Origin of the sequence: Emticicia sp. W12TSBA100-4 (assembly GCF_040253585.1) — a bacterium.
In the GTDB taxonomy this organism is placed as follows: Bacteria; Bacteroidota; Bacteroidia; order Cytophagales; family Spirosomataceae; genus Emticicia.
Window position 1 is genome coordinate 342,053 of sequence record NZ_JBELAU010000007.1, and the last position, 17,907, is coordinate 359,959.

At 37.8% G+C, this 17,907-nt stretch carries 17 protein-coding genes; 11 read left to right on the forward strand and 6 right to left on the reverse strand.

Annotated elements, in window-relative coordinates:
• Positions 1 to 70: 70 nt before the first annotated feature.
• Positions 71 to 1,309: a M16 family metallopeptidase gene (locus ABR854_RS12295; protein ID WP_350265700.1), complete on the reverse strand. Its 1,239-nt coding sequence runs from the start codon at positions 1,307 to 1,309 to the stop codon at positions 71 to 73.
• A gap of 150 nt (positions 1,310 to 1,459) precedes the next feature.
• Between ABR854_RS12295 and ispF the strand changes: the two genes are divergently transcribed.
• From ispF to ABR854_RS12310, 3 genes are all read left to right on the forward strand, one after another.
• Positions 1,460 to 1,936, forward strand: a complete 477-nt coding sequence (gene ispF / locus ABR854_RS12300) for a 2-C-methyl-D-erythritol 2,4-cyclodiphosphate synthase (RefSeq protein ID WP_188767680.1) — start codon at positions 1,460 to 1,462, stop codon at positions 1,934 to 1,936.
• 267 nt (positions 1,937 to 2,203) lie between these two features.
• Positions 2,204 to 3,346: an amidohydrolase family protein gene (locus ABR854_RS12305; protein WP_502881206.1), complete on the forward strand. Its 1,143-nt coding sequence runs from the start codon at positions 2,204 to 2,206 to the stop codon at positions 3,344 to 3,346.
• A gap of 88 nt (positions 3,347 to 3,434) precedes the next feature.
• Positions 3,435 to 5,048, forward strand: coding sequence for an amidohydrolase (locus ABR854_RS12310; protein WP_350265701.1), 1,614 nt, complete (start codon positions 3,435 to 3,437; stop codon positions 5,046 to 5,048).
• 135 nt (positions 5,049 to 5,183) lie between these two features.
• Here the strand turns inward: ABR854_RS12310 and ABR854_RS12315 are convergent, their stop codons facing one another.
• Positions 5,184 to 5,588 (reverse strand): hypothetical protein, encoded by a 405-nt coding sequence (locus tag ABR854_RS12315; protein WP_305952997.1) that lies wholly within the window; start codon positions 5,586 to 5,588, stop codon positions 5,184 to 5,186.
• Between the two features lie 319 nt (positions 5,589 to 5,907).
• Between ABR854_RS12315 and ABR854_RS12320 the strand changes: the two genes are divergently transcribed.
• Both ABR854_RS12320 and nhaA read left to right on the forward strand, forming a co-directional pair.
• Positions 5,908 to 7,110, forward strand: coding sequence for a cation:proton antiporter (locus ABR854_RS12320; protein WP_350265702.1), 1,203 nt, complete (start codon positions 5,908 to 5,910; stop codon positions 7,108 to 7,110).
• Complete coding sequence (nhaA, locus tag ABR854_RS12325; protein WP_350265703.1) at positions 7,067 to 8,239, forward strand: Na+/H+ antiporter NhaA; 1,173 nt, start codon at positions 7,067 to 7,069, stop codon at positions 8,237 to 8,239. Before ABR854_RS12320 ends, nhaA begins: the two co-directional genes overlap by 44 nt.
• A 106-nt stretch (positions 8,240 to 8,345) precedes the next feature.
• On the opposite strand, the gene ABR854_RS12330 is transcribed toward nhaA, so the two are convergent.
• Both ABR854_RS12330 and tsaE read right to left on the reverse strand, forming a co-directional pair.
• Positions 8,346 to 9,563, reverse strand: coding sequence for an alanine dehydrogenase (locus ABR854_RS12330; protein ID WP_350265704.1), 1,218 nt, complete (start codon positions 9,561 to 9,563; stop codon positions 8,346 to 8,348).
• 109 nt (positions 9,564 to 9,672) lie between these two features.
• Positions 9,673 to 10,077 carry a tRNA (adenosine(37)-N6)-threonylcarbamoyltransferase complex ATPase subunit type 1 TsaE gene (gene tsaE / locus ABR854_RS12335; RefSeq protein WP_350265705.1) on the reverse strand — a complete coding sequence of 135 codons (405 nt, stop codon included), beginning with the start codon at positions 10,075 to 10,077 and terminating at the stop codon, positions 9,673 to 9,675.
• A 303-nt stretch (positions 10,078 to 10,380) separates the two neighbouring features.
• Here tsaE and ABR854_RS12340 point away from each other — a divergent pair, with 303 nt between their 5' ends.
• Both ABR854_RS12340 and rodA read left to right on the forward strand, forming a co-directional pair.
• A complete protein-coding gene (locus tag ABR854_RS12340; RefSeq protein WP_350265706.1) occupies positions 10,381 to 12,366 on the forward strand; it encodes a penicillin-binding transpeptidase domain-containing protein in 1,986 nt (661 codons plus the stop codon).
• Position 12,367: 1 nt separating this feature from the next.
• Positions 12,368 to 13,645, forward strand: a complete 1,278-nt coding sequence (rodA, locus tag ABR854_RS12345) for a rod shape-determining protein RodA (protein WP_350265707.1) — start codon at positions 12,368 to 12,370, stop codon at positions 13,643 to 13,645.
• A 75-nt stretch (positions 13,646 to 13,720) separates the two neighbouring features.
• On the opposite strand, the gene ABR854_RS12350 is transcribed toward rodA, so the two are convergent.
• The gene (locus ABR854_RS12350; RefSeq protein WP_350265708.1) at positions 13,721 to 14,080 is read right to left on the reverse strand and encodes a hypothetical protein; all 360 of its coding nucleotides are present in this window, start codon (positions 14,078 to 14,080) and stop codon (positions 13,721 to 13,723) included.
• A gap of 230 nt (positions 14,081 to 14,310) precedes the next feature.
• Here ABR854_RS12350 and ABR854_RS12355 point away from each other — a divergent pair, with 230 nt between their 5' ends.
• The 4 genes from ABR854_RS12355 (at position 14,311) to ABR854_RS12370 (ending at position 17,285) form a co-directional block, all read left to right on the forward strand.
• Positions 14,311 to 15,594 carry an acetyl-CoA hydrolase/transferase family protein gene (locus tag ABR854_RS12355; RefSeq protein ID WP_350265709.1) on the forward strand — a complete coding sequence of 428 codons (1,284 nt, stop codon included), beginning with the start codon at positions 14,311 to 14,313 and terminating at the stop codon, positions 15,592 to 15,594.
• A gap of 136 nt (positions 15,595 to 15,730) precedes the next feature.
• Entirely contained in the window at positions 15,731 to 16,690 is a 960-nt protein-coding gene (gene metF / locus ABR854_RS12360) for a methylenetetrahydrofolate reductase [NAD(P)H] (RefSeq protein WP_350265710.1), read from the forward strand.
• Between the two features lie 57 nt (positions 16,691 to 16,747).
• Positions 16,748 to 17,002 carry a hypothetical protein gene (locus ABR854_RS12365; RefSeq protein ID WP_350265711.1) on the forward strand — a complete coding sequence of 85 codons (255 nt, stop codon included), beginning with the start codon at positions 16,748 to 16,750 and terminating at the stop codon, positions 17,000 to 17,002.
• A complete protein-coding gene (locus tag ABR854_RS12370; RefSeq protein WP_350265712.1) occupies positions 16,980 to 17,285 on the forward strand; it encodes a type II toxin-antitoxin system RelE/ParE family toxin in 306 nt (101 codons plus the stop codon). The genes ABR854_RS12365 and ABR854_RS12370 overlap by 23 nt, the downstream gene beginning before the upstream one ends.
• Positions 17,286 to 17,288: 3 nt before the next feature.
• Here ABR854_RS12370 and ABR854_RS12375 read toward each other — a convergent pair whose 3' ends face one another.
• Positions 17,289 to 17,822, reverse strand: coding sequence for a DsrE family protein (locus tag ABR854_RS12375; RefSeq protein WP_350265713.1), 534 nt, complete (start codon positions 17,820 to 17,822; stop codon positions 17,289 to 17,291).
• Positions 17,823 to 17,907 lie beyond the last annotated feature (85 nt).

The window sequence follows — 17,907 nt, forward strand, 5'->3', positions numbered from 1 at the left end:
ACGAATTGCTCGAATGACGAATTGTTCATATAATTCGTAACTCGTCATTCGAGCAATTCGTCATTCAAAATTACTTTTCAGCTCTATAATACATCGTTGAGCAATTCTCCTTTCTGAATAGTCTATTGGCCATTGCTTGTAAACTCTGTGGGCTTACTTTCGCAATCTTTTCGGCATCGTCATTACACCAATCGGGATTACCTGCGTTTGCTGCAAAAGCCAGATTCATGGCACGGTTCAATAATTCTACTTCGGCAAAAGCTAAAGTCGATTCTGCTTGGTTTTTTACTTTCTTCAATTCGTTTTCTGACAGCGTATTATCTCGTAATTCGGCAACAACTTCTTCAATTGCTGCATCTGCTTCTTCAATATTTACACCTTCGTTGAGGTTTCCTTGAATCATCAATAAGCCTGGGTCGAGTGAGGCTGTTACATAGCCCGAAACATTATTGAACAGTTGCTTTTCTTTAACTAATGTTGTGTAAAGTCTCGATGATTTTCCACGACCTAAAATATCACTCAATAAATCAGCATCATAAAACTCCTCATCGAATCTTCCAGGCATATTATATGCTTTATAAATAGCATTTAAAGGCACTTTTGCCGAAGTTTCTAAGAATTTTGGGGCTGTTTGTGGAGCTTCCTGTGGCAGATTTCGCACATATTTCTCGCCTGCCGGAATCGGTTCAAACCATTTCTTACATAAGTCTTTTACTTGCTCAACTGTTACATCACCCGCAACCACTAAAATAGCGTTGTTTGGTAAATAATATTTATAGAAAAAGTGTTTCACATCGTCCATGGTGGCTTCTTCGATGTGGCTGATTTCTTTACCAATCGTTGCCCAACGGTAAGGATGTTTTTCGTAAATCAAGGGGCGTAATTTTAGCCAAACATCACCATAAGGTTGATTCAGATAGCGTTGTTTAAACTCTTCGATTACTACTTTTCGTTGTACTTCAAGCACTTTTGGGTCGAACGAAAGGCTCATCATGCGGTCAGATTCGAGCCAAAAGGCTGTTTCGATATTCTGAGCGGGAAGCGTGATATAATAATTAGTAATATCGGGCGAGGTAAAAGCATTGTTTTCGCCACCTACTTTTTGCAGGGGTTCATCGTAAGACGGGATATTTTTTGAGCCACCAAACATTAAATGCTCAAAAAGGTGAGCAAAACCTGTTTTATTTTCATCTTCGTCACGTGAGCCGACATTATATAAAATGTTAAATGCCGCCATTGGGGTTGTATGGTCTTCGTGGACGTAAACTTCTAAGCCGTTTTTTAAAGTAAAATGTTGGTAGTTAATCATCAGAACGCAAAGTGCAAAGCACGATTAAAAATTTAGAATGAAAATGATTATTTTTATTCTTCGTACGAAAATGTACGAATCACAAAGTTAAAACATCTTTCCGAAAGCAAAAGTTTATCCTTACTTTTGCCTAAAAGAAATCTGTAATTTATGAATATAAGAATAGGGCAAGGTTATGATGTACACCAACTCGGTGAAGGTTATGATTTATGGTTGGGTGGTGTAAAGATTCCGCACACAGTGGGTTCGGTTGGGCATTCGGATGCTGATGTACTGTTGCATGCCATGTGCGATGCACTTTTGGGGGCAGCAGCCATGGGAGATATTGGTAAGCATTTCAAAAATACTGACCCACGTTGGAAAGGCATTGACAGTAAGATTTTATTAAAAATCGTGGTGGAAATGCTTGAAAAAGAAGGTTATAAAATCGGAAATATTGACTCAACGGTTTGTTTGCAAGAACCAAAAATCGGCAAATATATTCCAGAAATGATAAAAGCTATTTCGGAAGTGACGGGCTTACCTGAAAACTGTATCTCAATCAAAGCCACAACCACCGAAGAAATGGGTTTTGTTGGCCGAAAAGAAGGTTTAGATGCTCATGCTATTGCATTGATTTATAAGTAATTACAAACGTCTGTGCCACTTGTCTGACGTGTTTTCTAAGGAAGTCTTCGCTGGGCGGCATTCACTTCAAGCGAATACTTCCTTTTTGTATATAAAAGCCCGCCTTTTTTGTCATTACATCGCCAATTTCAAGTAGATTGTCGAAAACACCTGACTGACTATATGAGTTTAGCGGTTTTTCATTAAATTGCATGAAACATTTATATAATCTTTACACAAACCTCTGCACCTCAGGTCTGATGTGTGTGAAAAATCTACCATTATTTAATGAAAAAACTTGCTTTTACAGTCGGTGCAATGCTGACTATCAGTTCTCTACAAGCCCAACAAATCAAAATTGGTGATAATGCTGGCACAGTAACATTCGAAGAATACGAGCCAAAATCAACGCTTGTTGTTCCTGGAAAACCCATCACACGTGCCAAATTTCCATTCATAGATGTGCATAATCATCAATGGGAAATGAACTCGAAAGAAAATCTTACCAAGCTCATCACCGAAATGGACAAAATGAATATGGGATTGATGGTAAACTTGAGTGGCCGAGGTTTTAACCAAGATGAAGCCAAAAGTACTGCTGGTTTAGTTGATATGATTAGTGCTGTAAAAACCAACTATCCCACTCGTTTTGCGGTTTTCACGAATATTGATTTTTCGAAAATTAACGAACCAGATTGGACAGCCAAAGCCGTAAAAACGCTCGAAGAAGACGTAAAACTACGTGGAGCAAAAGGCTTGAAAATTTATAAAAGTCTTGGTTTTAGCGTAAAAGACAACGGAAAACTCGTGCCAGTTGATGATGCTCGCATCGACCCGATTTGGGCAAAAGCTGGCGAATTGGGTATTCCTGTTTTGATTCATACCGCCGACCCTGCTTCTTTCTGGGACCCACTCAATGCTCAAAACGAACGCTGGCTCGAACTAAAAACGCATCCTGGACGTAAGCGTGATGCTGCCGCGGGAAAAGACTATTCGTGGGAGCAACTCATTGAGCAGCAGCACAATGTATTCAGAAAACATCCAAAAACAACGTTTATCAATGCCCACATGGGTTGGTATCCGAATAATTTGGCGAAACTCGATAGCCTAATGGATACGTTCCCTAATATGTATGCCGAAATCGGGGCGGTAATTGCTGAGTTAGGACGCCAACCACGTATGGCTAAGAAATTCTTTGAAAAACGCCAAGACCGTATTCTTTTCGGAAAAGATTCGTGGGTTCCTGACGAATACCAAACTTATTTCAGAGTATTAGAAAGTGAAGATGAATATTTTCCATACCACAAAAAATATCACGCCTACTGGCGTATGTATGGAATGGGACTTTCGGATGAGGTTTTGAAGAAAGTTTACTACAAAAACGCCCTAAAAATTATTCCAGGCTTAGATAAATCGAAGTTTCCGAAGTAACTCGCATCAATAAGGAAGACTTCGCCTCAAGCGAAGTCTTCCTTAATTTTTTCTTGAAGTACCAAATTTACCTAAACTAAACCAAATCATGAAAAAAACTTACATCTTCATCACTACCATGTTGATTGTGAGCAACTTAGCTTTTTCGCAAAAGAAGAAAGCCGTTGCTGCTCCAGTTCCTGACAAACTCGAATTATTGAAACAAGAGGTTATCAAGAAAATTGATGACCGACAAAAGTTTACGCAAGAAGTAAACGACCAAATTTTTAGCTTTGGCGAGTTAGGTTTCCAAGAATACGAAACTTCAAAGTATTTAACTAATCTGCTCGAAAAAAATGGCTTCACAGTTGAGCGAGGTGTAGCAGGAATGCCCACCGCTTGGATTGCTAAATGGGGTTCGGGTAAGCCTGTAATTGCCATTGGTAGCGATATTGATTGTATTCCGAAGGCATCACAAAAACCGGGGGTGGCCTACAAAGACCCAATCGTTGAAGGTGCTCCAGGGCATGGTGAAGGCCATAATTCTGGTCAAGCTCTCAATATTACGGCAGTCTTGGCACTGAAAGAAGTAATGGAACGAGATAAAATCTCAGGAACGCTCGTGCTTTGGCCTGGTGTAGCCGAAGAGCAAGTGGGAGCGAAGGCGATTTTCGTGCGTGAAGGTTATTTTAAAGATGTTGATGCCTGTATTTTTACACACGTAGGCGATAATCTGGGCGTATCGTGGGGCGATGCAGGAAATAATGGTTTAGTATCGGTGAAATTTCATTTTGAAGGTGAAGCCGCTCACGCAGCAGGAGCTCCGTGGCGTGGACGTAGTGCTTTAGATGCCGTAGAATTGATGAATGTAGGCTGGAATTATAAGCGTGAACACTTAGAAACAACGCAGCGTTCACACTACGTGATTTCGGATGGTGGTGACCAACCAAACGTTGTTCCATCAAAGGCTACTGTTTGGTATTACTTCCGTGACCGTACTTATCCACGTATCAGAAAACTCTTTGAAAGTGGCATCAAAATAGCTGAAGGTGCAGCCATGATGACCGATACAAAGTTCACTTACGAGATCTTGGGTAGTGCTTGGCCTGGGCATTTCAATAAGCCAATTGCTGACGCTATGTATCAAAATATCAAGCGTGTAGGTTTGCCACAATGGTCTGAAGAAGACCAAATGTTGGCAAAAGCAAGCCAAAAAGAGCTAAAAGCACCCAAAGCAGATGGTTTAGCCATGAAACTTGATACCATGAGCGAGCCAGTTTATTCACCAAATATCATTCGTCAAGGTGGATCAGATGATATTGCTGATATTTCGTGGTCGTTGCCAACAGTTGTCTTGCGTTATCCATCAAATATGCCAGGAATGCCAGGTCACCATTGGGCGAATGCGATTACGATGGCCACACCGATTGCCCACAAAGGTTGCACAGCAGGAGCAAAAGCCGAGGCACTAACGATTTTGGATATGCTTTTCAAGCCAGAAATTATCAAAAATGCTTGGGAATACTACAATAAAGAGCAAACGAAAGAAATAAAATACACACCACTTATTTCGAAAGACGATAAACCAGCTATTCAGTTGAACAAAGAAATAATGGAGAAATTCCGCCCAGAAATGAGCAAATATTATTATGATTCAACAAAATACAAAACGTATTTGGAGCAACTCGGAATCAAATACCCGACTGTGAGAGCAGAGAAATAAAAGTGGGCAGTCGTCAGTTTTCAGTCCACAGTTGGCAAGTTGTCAATCGTTTTTAGCCGTTTTAGTCGAATAATCAATTTATTTTGACTTCAAATTGCCAATTGTGGACTGTTAACTGTGGACTGAAAACTACATTCAATCTTCTGGAAAAGGAATAAATATAAATCCTGCAAATTCATTTTCGATAACAAAAAGGCAACAATACTCGTCAGCATTTTTATAGTTTTCCTTAAAAAGCTCAACAGATTCTTCACCGATAAGTTTTCTTTGTACGAATTCATCTAAATATGATGCTTTATAATCGAAATCAGTTTCAAAATCAAGTCTTGTGAAAAGCATTTGCCCGACCTCAACTAAGGTACGATTGACCACAAAAATCGGATAATCCGAAAAGCCTCGTTTACGGATTTGATAAGATGCTTCTTTCAGATGGTCAGATACTTTTATGAAATCTCCTGCCACATGACTCATAATTTTTTGGTCGAGTTCGGGAGAGTTTACATCATCTAAAATTGTATTTTCATTTGAGTGTGAAGTCATATTGTTTTATGTTTATAAATGCTTGATAATTAATAATTTATAGTTAATTTAATTGGCTCCTTGTAATTCTTTTGCAAAGTTAATTAGTTCAAAAAATAAAGTCAAAATTCCGTTACCTTCTAACCCCAAATTTTCACGATTAATTCATTTTGCAATAAAAGTAAAGAATTTTCCTAAGCCTTTTTTCATTGATATAGTTCAAACTGTAAATACTTTCGCACACATAATAGCTTTCAAAGTATCAGATTATGCTTCATTTTTTCTATATTTGTTTGTGGCGATAGGCAAATAATTATTTCTTACCAAAACCCATACACGCATGACTACAACAATTATTATAACAATCTGTACGCTACTACTTTTAGCCTATATTTTTGATATTACTTCCGCCAAAACCAAAATTCCGTCGGTTATTTTACTGCTCGTTTTGGGTTGGATTGTACGGCAAGGTGTCGATTTTTTTGAGCTACGAGTGCCAAATTTAACTTCTATTTTACCTATTCTGGGCACTGTTGGTCTGATTCTGATTGTCTTGGAAGGTTCATTAGAATTAGAGCTAAACAAATCTAAGTTTCCTATGATTAGGAAGTCTTCCATCGTTGCACTTTTTCCGATGCTGTTGTTTAGTTTTGCTTTGGCTTGGGCTTTTCAGCATTTTGGTAATGTTTCGTTCAAAATTGGTATGGCAAATGCCATACCAATTGCCATTATTAGCAGTGCAATTGCTATTCCGAGTGCAAAAAATCTTTCTTCTGGAAACCGAGAGTTTATCACTTATGAAAGTAGCCTTTCTGATATTTATGGCGTGATTTTCTTCAACTTTATCACACTCAACGATAATATTGGCTCAGATTCTGTCTGGCATTTTCTTTTAGAATTAGCTCTAATCATCGTAGTTTCGTTTGTGGCTACACTCGGACTTGCCTTTTTACTAAGCCGAATCAAGCATCACGTAAAATTTGTTCCGATTATTCTGTTGATTGTTTTGATTTATAGCATTTCAAAAATCTACCATTTACCAGCATTGATTTTTATTTTGCTTTTTGGGTTGTTTTTGGGAAATCTTGATGAATTGAAAGGCTTCAAACTTATTAACAAACTCCAGCCCGATATTCTTGACAAAGAAGTACATAAGTTTGGCGAATTGACAACCGAAATTGCCTTTTTGATTCGTGCTTTATTCTTTTTATTGTTTGGTTTTTTAATAGAAACTGCCGAAATTCTGAACATTGATACAATTCTGTGGGCGATTCTTATCACGGCTGGCCTTTATTTGTTAAGAGCTGCCTTTTTGAAGTTTATGAAAATAGAATTCCTGCCAATTTTATTTATTGCACCTCGTGGACTAATTACAATCTTGTTGTTTTTGTCGATTCCACTCGGTCAAACCATTGATTTGGCCAATAAATCATTAATTATTCAAGTCATAATTCTAACCGCACTCGTAATGATGTTCGGTCTGATGAAAACTAAAGAAAATGAAAAACACACTGAAGAAACTAAAACCGACGAAGTTATTTAAGGATTTTTTTGAAAGCGAAAAGTCGGGCGGACTCACATTAATTGCCTGTACGGCGGTTTCGTTATTGATTGCTAATTCGACTTGGTCGAGTAGCTACGAACATTTTTGGCACACTGATTTTGCAGGTCATGGCATCTCTCATTGGATAAATGATGGACTAATGACAATCTTCTTTTTGTTGATTGGCTTAGAACTCGAACGTGAAATCTATCAAGGGGAATTATCGAATATCAAAGATGCTCTACTGCCGATTTTTGCGGCAATTGGTGGAATGTTGCTGCCCGCTGGATTATTTTTATTGCTTACTTATGGCACAAAAGGGCAGGCAGGAATTGGTATTCCAATGGCTACTGATATTGCTTTTGCACTCGGAATTTTATCATTATTGGGAAATAAAGTTCCGACTTCACTCAAAGTTTTCCTGACAGCACTCGCAGTTATTGATGATTTAGGTGCAATTTTCGTGATTGCGATTTTTTATACAAAGACAATCTTTTGGACGAATCTTTTCATTGCTCTTGGCATTTTTGCGGTGCTTTTAGTATTTAATCGTCTAAAAGTACGAAACCTAATTCCGTATTTATTAGGGGGCGTTGCTATGTGGTATTTTATGCTCAATTCGGGCGTTCATGCTACGATTACGGGCGTTTTGTTGGCTTTTGCGATTCCTTTTGGTAATGGCGATGAAAAATCAACTTCGTATATTTTGCAGCATTTTCTTCATCGACCAGTGGCATTTATCATACTTCCACTTTTTGCATTGGCAAATACTGCCATTGCGATTGATGGAAATATCGTAGAAACGCTGACCCAAAATTATAGTTTGGGAATTGCTTTTGGACTCATTGTTGGGAAACCGTTGGGTATCTTTCTGATAAGTTTTGTGGTAGTTTCGCTGGGAATTTGTAAACTCCCTTTTGATTTAGATTGGAAATCTATCATTGGGGCAGGCTTTTTGGGTGGAATCGGCTTCACAATGTCGATATTTATTACATTACTGGCTTTTGAAAACGAAGCAGTCATCAATAATGCCAAATTTATGATTCTAACGGCTTCATTGCTTGCAGGAATGTTAGGATATTTCTATTTGAAATTTACGCTGAAAAATGAAGTTGTAGAAGTTGAATAAAATGCTTTTCAGAAAGAGAAAGTCAAGAAACTTTCTCTTTCTGAAAAGTTTTTGTGTAAAAAGAAATATCATCGAGCGAAGAACCATTCGTCAATCGTCATTCTGCCTACATTCGTGCTGCAATTAGCAAACTCAAATCTTTATATCTAAGATTGAAACGTTGGGCAATTGAAAGGTTTGTCAAGCTACCTTTGAAGCAATAAACACCTTTTGTAAACCATTGTTTGGCAAAAATCATATCTTCTATTCCACCAACATGACCAGTTTTTAATAAAAATGGCGTAAAAACATTACTCAAAGCAATACTTGCTGTATGTGCTACCCTCGAAGCAATATTTGGGACACAATAATGTGTAATACCATATTTTTGGAAAGTTGGGTGTTTATGCGTTGTCATTTCGGAAGTTTCAAAGCAACCACCTTGATCAATCGACACATCAATAATTATCGAATTGGAGTTCATTTTTGAAACCATTTCTTCGGTTACAACAATCGGAGCAACGCCATCTTCAGCACGCATTGCTCCAATTACAACATCGGCACGAGAAAGAGCATCGCCCAATGTATCAGAATCAATAATTGACGTATAAATGTGCTGTCCCACTGCGTATTTTAAGCGTTGAAGTCGGTAAATATGCTGGTCGAAAACTTTGATTTCCGCCCCTAATCCAAGAGCTGTTCGGGCTGCGTATTCGCCTACCGTTCCCGCTCCAATAATCACAATTTTGGTTGGTGGTACGCCCGTAATTCCACCCAAAATCATTCCACGACCATCATGAACACTACTCAGATATTCAGCAGCAATGAGCATAACCGTACTTCCTGCAATTTCGCTCATGGTCCTGATAATTGGGAAATTACCCACTTTATCTTGAATCAGTTCAAAACCGATGCCTGTCACTCGCTTTTCGTTGAGCTGCTCAAAGTATGAGCGAGAAAGATTCGGCACATTAAGCGTAGAAATAACGGTTTGACCAGTTTTCAAATAAGCCATTTCGGCCTCAACCAAAGGTTCGATTTTTACAATCAAATCGGCTTCAAAAACTTCCTTAGGACTGTAAACAATCCTTGCACCAGCTTCGCTATAATCATTGTCAGAGAATTTTGCTCCTTCGCCAGCACCTTTTTCGATGATTACTTCGTGGCCGTTTCTGACCAATAACGTGACTGATTCGGGTGTGAGTGCAATACGATTTTCCTGCAACGAAACTTCACGTGGAAGTCCAATAAAAAGGCTTTTTTTGCCTTTTTTTATCATCTCTGGCGACTCCTGTGGGTAAAGAACCGATTGCTGTGCTAATTCTGATATAGATTGTCCTGTCATTGTTTGGGGACTTGTTACTGGTTAACTGGTTATTGGGAAACTGCGGGGCTGCCCACGGTACGCCGCTGCGGTGCGGTTACGGGTGAACTGGTTACTGAAAACTGGTATTCTAACTAAATTCTATATTTCTACCTAAATCGTCAGTCAGACTTATTTTGATCTTAAAACAATTATTTGGTAACAGAGATTCCACTTTTTCTGCCCATTCGAGCAAGCAAATATTGCCCGAATCAAAGTATTCTTCTACGCCAAAATCAAGTGCTTCGGTTTCGTTTTTTAGACGGTAAAAATCAAAGTGATAGATGGTTTCGCCCGTTGATGATAAATACTCATTGACTATTGAAAAAGTAGGACTTTGAATGTTTCCTATTACGCCAAGTTGCTGACAAATCGCTTTTATCAAAGTTGTTTTTCCTGCCCCCATTTCTCCCTCAAAAATCCAGATATTTCGGCCTTTTGCGGCTTCAATTACCTGATGAGAAATTTGCCCTAAATCTTCTAAAGTATAAAACATTTGAATGAATTATTGAAATTTTCCCACAAAATTCGCATAAATACTTAAAATAATTTCAATCTTATTTCAGAAAAATCGTTTTTGTAAAAAAAACAAATTTTCTTAGGCAATATATGCAGAAATCTGTTGATTTTTCAAGAACTTTGTTAGACGAAATAAAAAACGCACCCGATTATAATAGTACCTGTTAGTCAGTAGCGATTAGTATTTAGCTTCATTGTGTAAGCCAATATCGTTTATGAGCTAAAGATTAATTGCTGTGACCTATATTTTAGCCAAAACCCAATAGATTTTATAAGTAGAATGTTCCAAGACAGAAAGCAAATCATTCTTAGTTTTTTCTTTTTAGTTTGTACCATTTATGCACTAAGGTTATTTTACCTTCAGGTGATTGATGATACCTACCACACGATTGGCTCTACTGGGGCCTTAAAGAAAGAGGTGCAAATTCCTCTCCGAGGTCAAATCTATGACCGAAACGGTAAACTTTTGGTGGCAAACGTAGATGTGTATGACATGTACGTAACGCCGTATAAAGTAAAACAGATGGATACGACCACGTTCTGTCGATTGTTCAATATCACTCGCTCTTATTTTGATAGCACCATGACGATTGCGAAAAGTTATTCTCGGAATCGTGCTACTTTGTTTCTCCGACAATTATCGAAGGAAGATTATGCTCGTGTAGCCGATGCGATGGTGAGTTTCCCAGGTTTTACATTTGAGCTTTCGTTCTTTCGAACGTATCCAGCACGCACAATGGCTAATGCTTTAGGGTATATCGGAGAGATTAGCAAGAAGGCTTACGAAGCACAAGAAGTTGAATATTATAGAAGTGGCGATTATATCGGAATCACTGGCCTCGAAAAGCAATACGAAATGGACCTTCGAGGACGACGAGGAGTGAAGTTTACGATGATGAATGTTCACGGAGAAAACAAAGGGTCGTATTCAAATGGTGAATATGATACGCTTGCTGTTATCGGAAAAAACCTTTACACAACGGTTGATGTAGAAGTGCAGCAACTGGCTGATAGTCTTTTTCAAGGAAAAACAGGTTGTGCCGTAGCTATTGAACCACGTACAGGTGAGATTTTGGCGATGGGTTCGTATCCGTATTATGACCCAAATATGCTTTCGGGTAAACAGTTTAGTAAATATTTTAAAGAACTTTACCGAAACCCTGATAAACCTCTCAACGATCGTGTGGCTACTGGTTTTTTTCGTCCAGGTTCGACCTTTAAATTAGTACAATCGTTAGTTGGTTTACAGCTTGGGTCAATTACACCTGAAACTTTTTTTGCTTGTGGAAATGCTCCTGTAAAATGTCATGGTCATCCTTCGGGTGATTTACATAATGCGGTTCGTTTTTCATGTAACCCATATTTTTATCATGTATTCAAGAAAACAATGTCGGCAACAAGTGAAACGAATCCGTTTAAAGCTGCACCGATTATGCTTTCAAAATGGCATGATATGGTGGAGAAATTTGGCTACGGACAAAAACTTGGTATTGACTTACCGTCAGAATCATCGGGTTTGCTGCCAAATGTAAAATATTATGACAAGCGTTATGGTTCGCAGCAATGGAAATTCTCTAATATTTACTCTTTAAGTATTGGAGAGGGTGAAATTTCGGTAAATATGCTCAAAATGGCCAATTTAGCAGCTACAATCGCCAATAGGGGCTACTGGGTAACGCCTCATTTGGTTCGTGGAGTTGGTCAGAATGGTAAAGGTGTATTGCCTGAGCATCGACAAGTGCATCGAACGGACATCGAACCACGACACTTTGAGGCAATCATTGGTGGTATGCAAGATGCCGTAGAGCGTGGAACTGTTGGTGGTGGTGCTGGTATTGTTGAAGGAATTGAGATTTGTGGAAAAACAGGTACTTCACAAAATAAAAAAGGAAAAGATAATTCAATCTTTATTGCATTTGCTCCACGCTATAACCCTAAAATTGCGATTGCCGTAATGGTGCAGAACGCAGGTTTTGGCGGTTCGGTGGCTGCTCCAATTGCTACTTTGATGATTGAAAAATATTTGAAACGCAAAATTGAGCGTACAGCTATTAAGGAGCGTATGTTGAATCTGAATATTAGAACTGTTGAAGCAATGGCCGCTGGGGCTGCGGCAAAACCAATTCCAGTGCTTACGCCTGAGTCAACCAGTAAGTCAACTCCTGCTGCACCTGTTGCTCCAACTAAGTCTAAAAAAGAAGCAGAAAAACCAGTAAAAACAACATTTATCAAACCAAAGGAAGAAAATCTAAATAAAACCAAGTAGTATGGCACGTGAAATTGATATTCGAGAAGGAATTGACTGGACAACAGTTTGGCTTTATGCGGCACTCGTGTTTTTTGGTTGGCTAAATATTTATGCGGCTGTATATAATCCAGAAAACCCTATTACAATCTTTTCTACATCGCATAATGCAGGAAAGCAGCTACTTTTTATTTCATCGACATTTGTTTTGATTCTCATCATTCTTTTTGTTGATTACAAAGTTTATGACTCTTTTGCTTATATATTTTATGGTTTTGTAATCTTATTATTGATTGCCACTATATTTTTGGCTACCGAAATTAAGGGTTCGAGGTCTTGGATAAAACTGGGTAGCACGTTTTCATTGCAACCCGCCGAATTTTCCAAAATTTTTACAGCCTTGGCTCTGGCAAGGTTTCTGAGTACACAAGGGGTAAATATCTCGAAAGTTAGAGATGCTGTCGTTGCAGGCTTATTGGTTTTTGTGCCACCAATTATTATTATTTTGCAGAAAGAAACTGGTTCGGCTTTGACTTTTGCCGCTTTTATTGCAGTTTTTTATCGTGAAGGTCTTCCTGGTATTTATCCTGCATTGGGTATTGCTTTGGCAATTCTCTTCGTGTTAGTTTTATTCTTCAATAAATTTTATGTGGTGGCTGGCTTAGCCGTGGCTTGTGGGTTATTTTGGTACATGTTCCTGAAACGCTACGAACGTACCCGTCAAAATCTTGTTCGTCTCGGTGGTGTATTTGTCATTGCGTCGGCGTTTGTATTTGGTGTAAAGTTTTTTACAACAAATGTACTTCAACCACACCAACAAAAACGTATTCAGGTACTCGTAAATCCAGACTCCGACCCACTTGGTGCTGGCTGGAACGTCACACAATCGAGGGTAGCGATTAGTTCGGGTGGAATTATCGGAAAAGGTTATTTACAAGGAACACAAACTAAATTCGACTTTGTGCCTGAACAATCGACTGACTTTATTTTCTGTACAGTTGGCGAAGAATGGGGCTTTCTTGGAAGTGTAATAGTTATTTTATTTTTTGCAGCTTTACTCAATAGAATCATCAATTTAGCTGAAAAACAACGTAGTAAATTCTCCCGAATTTATGGTTATTGTGTAGCATCAATCTTGTTTTTTCACTTATTGGTTAATATCGGTATGACCATTGGACTAATGCCCGTAATTGGTATTCCTTTGCCATTCTTGAGTTACGGTGGTTCATCGCTATGGTCGTTTACAATTTTGTTGTTTATATTCTTGAAATTAGATGCTCACCGTAGCTATAAAGTATAACATTATTTAGAAAAGTGACATTATAAAAATCCCCATTTTGAAATTTTCAAAATGGGGATTTTTTGTGTAGAAAACCTAAGGTTGTCTTTCACTCTCAATCATATTACCTTGTATCGAAAGTTTGGCTTTAATCACTACCTTAGAGTCATTTCTTACGAATTCGATTTTTCCATCATAACCTACGACTTCAAAAATATCAGCCTCTTTGGTCGGAGCAAGTACTGCTGAGCCTTGGCCAACTGCTTCACCAAAAAGTTGACCATTCTGAATACTTACAATTAATTCTTCAAAAGGCCCTTCTTTTACCTTATATTTACCTACGTAAGCTTTTGCTGCAACTGTATCAATTGCTGTTGTTGTGGAAGTAGTTTGTGCCGAAACATCAAAACTAAAGGCAAAAATGCCCAAGATTAATAATAGAGAAAGTTTTTTCATTGAAAGTAAAAGATTTGTTATAAGTGATTATAAAGCCTAAACGCCATTATTAGCTGTTTAGTTTATTTTTGTAAATATAATTATTTTTATATTTATTTTTAAAATTTAATGATAATATAACAGCGTTTTTTCGGATAAATAAAAGTTGAGAATCAGCGTTTAAGGATATGATATTGGTCATGTATTTCAAGTCTTGAAAAGGCTTTTTTTGCACAAAAATTAAAAAACGTATGTTAATCACAACTGCCCAAAAAGCCCTCGAAACTGTAAAATCAGGCGATAAAATATTTATTCACAGTGTTTCGGCCGTACCGCACCATTTAGTTAATGCCTTAGTTGCCCGTGCTGATTCTTTGAAAGGAATTGAAATTTATCACCTACACACCGAAGGCGATGCTCCTTATACAAATCCAGAATATGCCGAAGTTTTTCATACCAACGCTTTTTTTATTGCTAAAAACACCCGAAAAGCCATTGCCGAAGGTCGAGGAAGCTATATTCCAGTTTTTTTATCGGAGATTCCCAAACTTTTCACGCAAAACATCATTAAGCTGAATATTGCATTAATTTCAGTTTCTACACCTGATAAAAGCGGTTTTTGCTCGCTCGGCACATCGGTTGATGCAACTTTGGCGGCCATCGATTCGGCTGATGTGGTTATTGCTCAGATAAATAAATTCGTACCTCGTACTCTCGGTGATGCTCAAATTCACACAAGTCGAATCAATTATTTTGTGCCTTTTGATGAGCCATTGCACGAAGTTTCGTGGGGCGAACCTACTGATGAACATAAAAAAATCGGAAGTCATGTAGCTTCATTGGTAGAAGATGGTGCAACGCTCCAAATGGGAATTGGTAGTATTCCGAATGCAGTTTTGGCTGCTCTCAATAACCACAAAGATTTAGGTATTCACACCGAAATGTTTTCTGATGGCATCATTCCTTTGGTCGAAAAAGGTATTATTACAGGAAAATACAAAAAGCGTAATCGAGGGAAAATTGTTTCTACCTTTCTATGTGGGTCGAGGAAACTCTATGATTTTGTTGATGATAATCCACTCGTGACAATGATGCGGGTCGATTACGTGAACGATACTTCGATTATTCGGCAAAATCCAAAAGTTACTGCTATTAATAGTGCCATCGAAATTGATATTACTGGCCAAGTTTGTGCCGATAGCATTGGCTATAATATGTATTCGGGCGTGGGTGGACAAATGGATTTTATCAGAGGGGCGGCATTATCGGAAGGAGGGAAGCCAATCATTGCTCTAAATGCCACTTCAAAAGGCTTATCGAAAATCGTTTCGCATTTGAAAGAAGGAGCAGGCGTAGTAACGACTCGGGCAAATGTACATTATGTAGTAACAGAATTTGGAATTGCTTATTTATTCGGCAAAAACTTGGTTGAACGAGCCAAAGAACTCATCAAAATTGCTCATCCTGATCACCAAGAGGCTTTGGCGAAGTCTGCCTACGAGCGTTTCAAACATCATAGTTCGGTTGAGTTTTAGTCATTTCGATATTATACGTAAAAATAATATAACTACATAAGGCTTTAATATTAGATAAAATAACTATAAAAGTTTGTTTTAATAAATAATATATCTATTTTTGTCGAAAAATAAGGATAAAACTTTCTTTTATAAAATGGCAAAAGTAACCGAACACTTAAAGAGTAATAACGGAAAACCAATTTTTTCGATTGAAATTATTCCGCCAACCAAAGGCACAAATATCAATGACCTCTTGAATGCCATTGAGCCAATGATGGAATTGAAACCTCCTTTTATTGATGTTACTTTTCACCGTGAAGAATATTTTACGAAACAATTACCAGATGGCACAATCAAGGAAGTACGTACTCGCAAACGCCCTGGAACTGTTGGAATTTGTTCGTCAATCATGCACCGTTTTAAAATCGACCCTGTACCGCACGTGCTTTGTGGAGGTTTTACAAAAGATGATACCGAAGATTTATTGATTGACCTCAATTACTTAGGAATTGATAATGTATTGGCTCTCAGAGGAGATTTTGCTAAGCCTTACGATACTTTTAAAGCAAAAAAAGATGGTCATCAGTTTGCCAATGAACTGGTTTCGCAGATAAAAGACATGAATAATGGCAAATATTTGCACGAAGATTCTGAGTATTTGAATGCCAGTGATTTTTGTATTGGTGTGGCAGCTTACCCTGAAAAACACTTTGAAGCTACTGATTTAGACCAAGATATGGAAAACTTAAAGCGTAAAGTTGCGGCGGGAGCAGATTACATAGTGACTCAAATGTTTTTTGATAACCAAAAATACTTTGACTTCGTAAATAAATGTCGTGCAGAAGGCATCACGATTCCGATTATTCCAGGTTTGAAAGTGCTGGCTACCAAAAAGCAATTAGATATTTTGCCAAGACTATTCTATTTAGATATGCCAGAGGCGTTCAGAAAAGAGGTTTTGGCTTGCGAAAACGATAAACAGGCAAAGCAGTTGGGTATTGAATGGTCGATTCAACAATGTCGTGAATTGATTGATTTTGGAGTACCTGCTTTGCATTTCTATACAATGAGCAAGTCAGATACAACAATGGCTGTGGCGAGAGAGGTGTTTTAAAAAACTAACTATATTTTAAAAAGATTTTTTTATATTTACTCATTAAACGCTTAATATATGAGTGTATTTGAGATAAAGTCAACAATTCATCAATTAGTAGAAAAGCTTGAAGACGAGGCAGTTTTATTAAAAATCGAAAAGATTTTAGAAGAATATCTTGCCGTAGAGTCAGTCGTGTGGGACGAACTACCTGTGGAATTACAAAATCGGCTTGATAAGTCGGAAGAGGATGCTAAGTCTGGAAATGTGATTCCACATGATGAAGTTGTGAGTAGATTCAGAAAGCAATATGCCCATTTTTATGAGAGTTGAATGGACTGCACAAGCGGAAAAAGATTTTGAAAAATACGTCAATTTTCTTGCTAAGAATATTAGCTACAAAGCTTCCGCAGATTTTATGGAAGCAACTTTCGATACAATCGAAAAAATAAGATATCCCTTAGTCAATTATCAAATTGTTGATTCGACTAAGGGAATTCGCAAGTGCAAGATTAATAAATTTGTTGATTTATACTACAAAATCATTGACGAAGAATATCTCCAAATCAGAACTTTCTTTGACTCTCGACAAAATCCTGATAAGCTAAAATTGTAAATTTTACGGCAAAATCAAAGAATAACCCTTATTCTGATAAGTGCTGAAAGTTATTAAGGCCGATTGGGCTACTTTTATATTTTCATTGCGTTTTTCATCGACTAATTTTCTTGCTCGAAGCGATTGCCCACAGACGAAAAAACGCACACCATTCTTGCCCAATTCATTAATCAAAGCCGTATTGGGATTTGCCATACCAAACTTCTTTTTATAGGCTTCGTCCTCTAAAATTATAGGAGTTCCCAAAAAGTGAAATACGCCCACTACATCAATATTTTCTTTCGGAACACCTGCTTCAATATGAGCATTTACTAAGCGAGCCAATTTATCAAGTGCTGAATTCACAGAGTCAGGTTTATCTGAAGCCTTAGATAAATCAACAATTAGCTTATATTTCATTTTCTTACCAACTATGGGTGTAGCTTCTGGCACTTCAAACATTCCACCGCCACTTTTGATAAGCGGATATATTTTTTTCTGAGCGAAAGTCGAAGTTAGTGAAAGGTATAACAGAGAAAGGATAATCAAATTTTTCATAGTTTGATGAAGGTTTGGGGTTGAAAAAAGGCAGCTATCTTTTAGCATTGCTAAAGATAACTGCCTTTAAAATATTCACAATAAA

Bases quoted from the DNA above. Each gene is read 5' to 3' on its own strand.
- ABR854_RS12330 (WP_350265704.1), bottom strand. From the start codon at position 9,563: ATGACAGGACAATCTATATCAGAATTAGCACAGCAATCGGTTCTTTAC.
- ABR854_RS12310 (WP_350265701.1), top strand. From the start codon at position 3,435: ATGAAAAAAACTTACATCTTCATCACTACCATGTTGATTGTGAGCAAC.
- ABR854_RS12295 (WP_350265700.1), bottom strand. From the start codon at position 1,309: ATGATTAACTACCAACATTTTACTTTAAAAAACGGCTTAGAAGTTTAC.
- metF (WP_350265710.1), top strand. From the start codon at position 15,731: ATGGCAAAAGTAACCGAACACTTAAAGAGTAATAACGGAAAACCAATT.
- ABR854_RS12370 (WP_350265712.1), top strand. From the start codon at position 16,980: ATGCCCATTTTTATGAGAGTTGAATGGACTGCACAAGCGGAAAAAGAT.
- ABR854_RS12340 (WP_350265706.1), top strand. From the start codon at position 10,381: ATGTTCCAAGACAGAAAGCAAATCATTCTTAGTTTTTTCTTTTTAGTT.
- tsaE (WP_350265705.1), bottom strand. From the start codon at position 10,077: ATGTTTTATACTTTAGAAGATTTAGGGCAAATTTCTCATCAGGTAATT.
- ABR854_RS12320 (WP_350265702.1), top strand. From the start codon at position 5,908: ATGACTACAACAATTATTATAACAATCTGTACGCTACTACTTTTAGCC.
- ABR854_RS12350 (WP_350265708.1), bottom strand. From the start codon at position 14,080: ATGAAAAAACTTTCTCTATTATTAATCTTGGGCATTTTTGCCTTTAGT.
- ispF (WP_188767680.1), top strand. From the start codon at position 1,460: ATGAATATAAGAATAGGGCAAGGTTATGATGTACACCAACTCGGTGAA.
- rodA (WP_350265707.1), top strand. From the start codon at position 12,368: ATGGCACGTGAAATTGATATTCGAGAAGGAATTGACTGGACAACAGTT.
- ABR854_RS12305 (WP_502881206.1), top strand. From the start codon at position 2,204: ATGAAAAAACTTGCTTTTACAGTCGGTGCAATGCTGACTATCAGTTCT.
- ABR854_RS12355 (WP_350265709.1), top strand. From the start codon at position 14,311: ATGTTAATCACAACTGCCCAAAAAGCCCTCGAAACTGTAAAATCAGGC.
- ABR854_RS12365 (WP_350265711.1), top strand. From the start codon at position 16,748: ATGAGTGTATTTGAGATAAAGTCAACAATTCATCAATTAGTAGAAAAG.
- nhaA (WP_350265703.1), top strand. From the start codon at position 7,067: ATGAAAAACACACTGAAGAAACTAAAACCGACGAAGTTATTTAAGGAT.
- ABR854_RS12375 (WP_350265713.1), bottom strand. From the start codon at position 17,822: ATGAAAAATTTGATTATCCTTTCTCTGTTATACCTTTCACTAACTTCG.
- ABR854_RS12315 (WP_305952997.1), bottom strand. From the start codon at position 5,588: ATGACTTCACACTCAAATGAAAATACAATTTTAGATGATGTAAACTCT.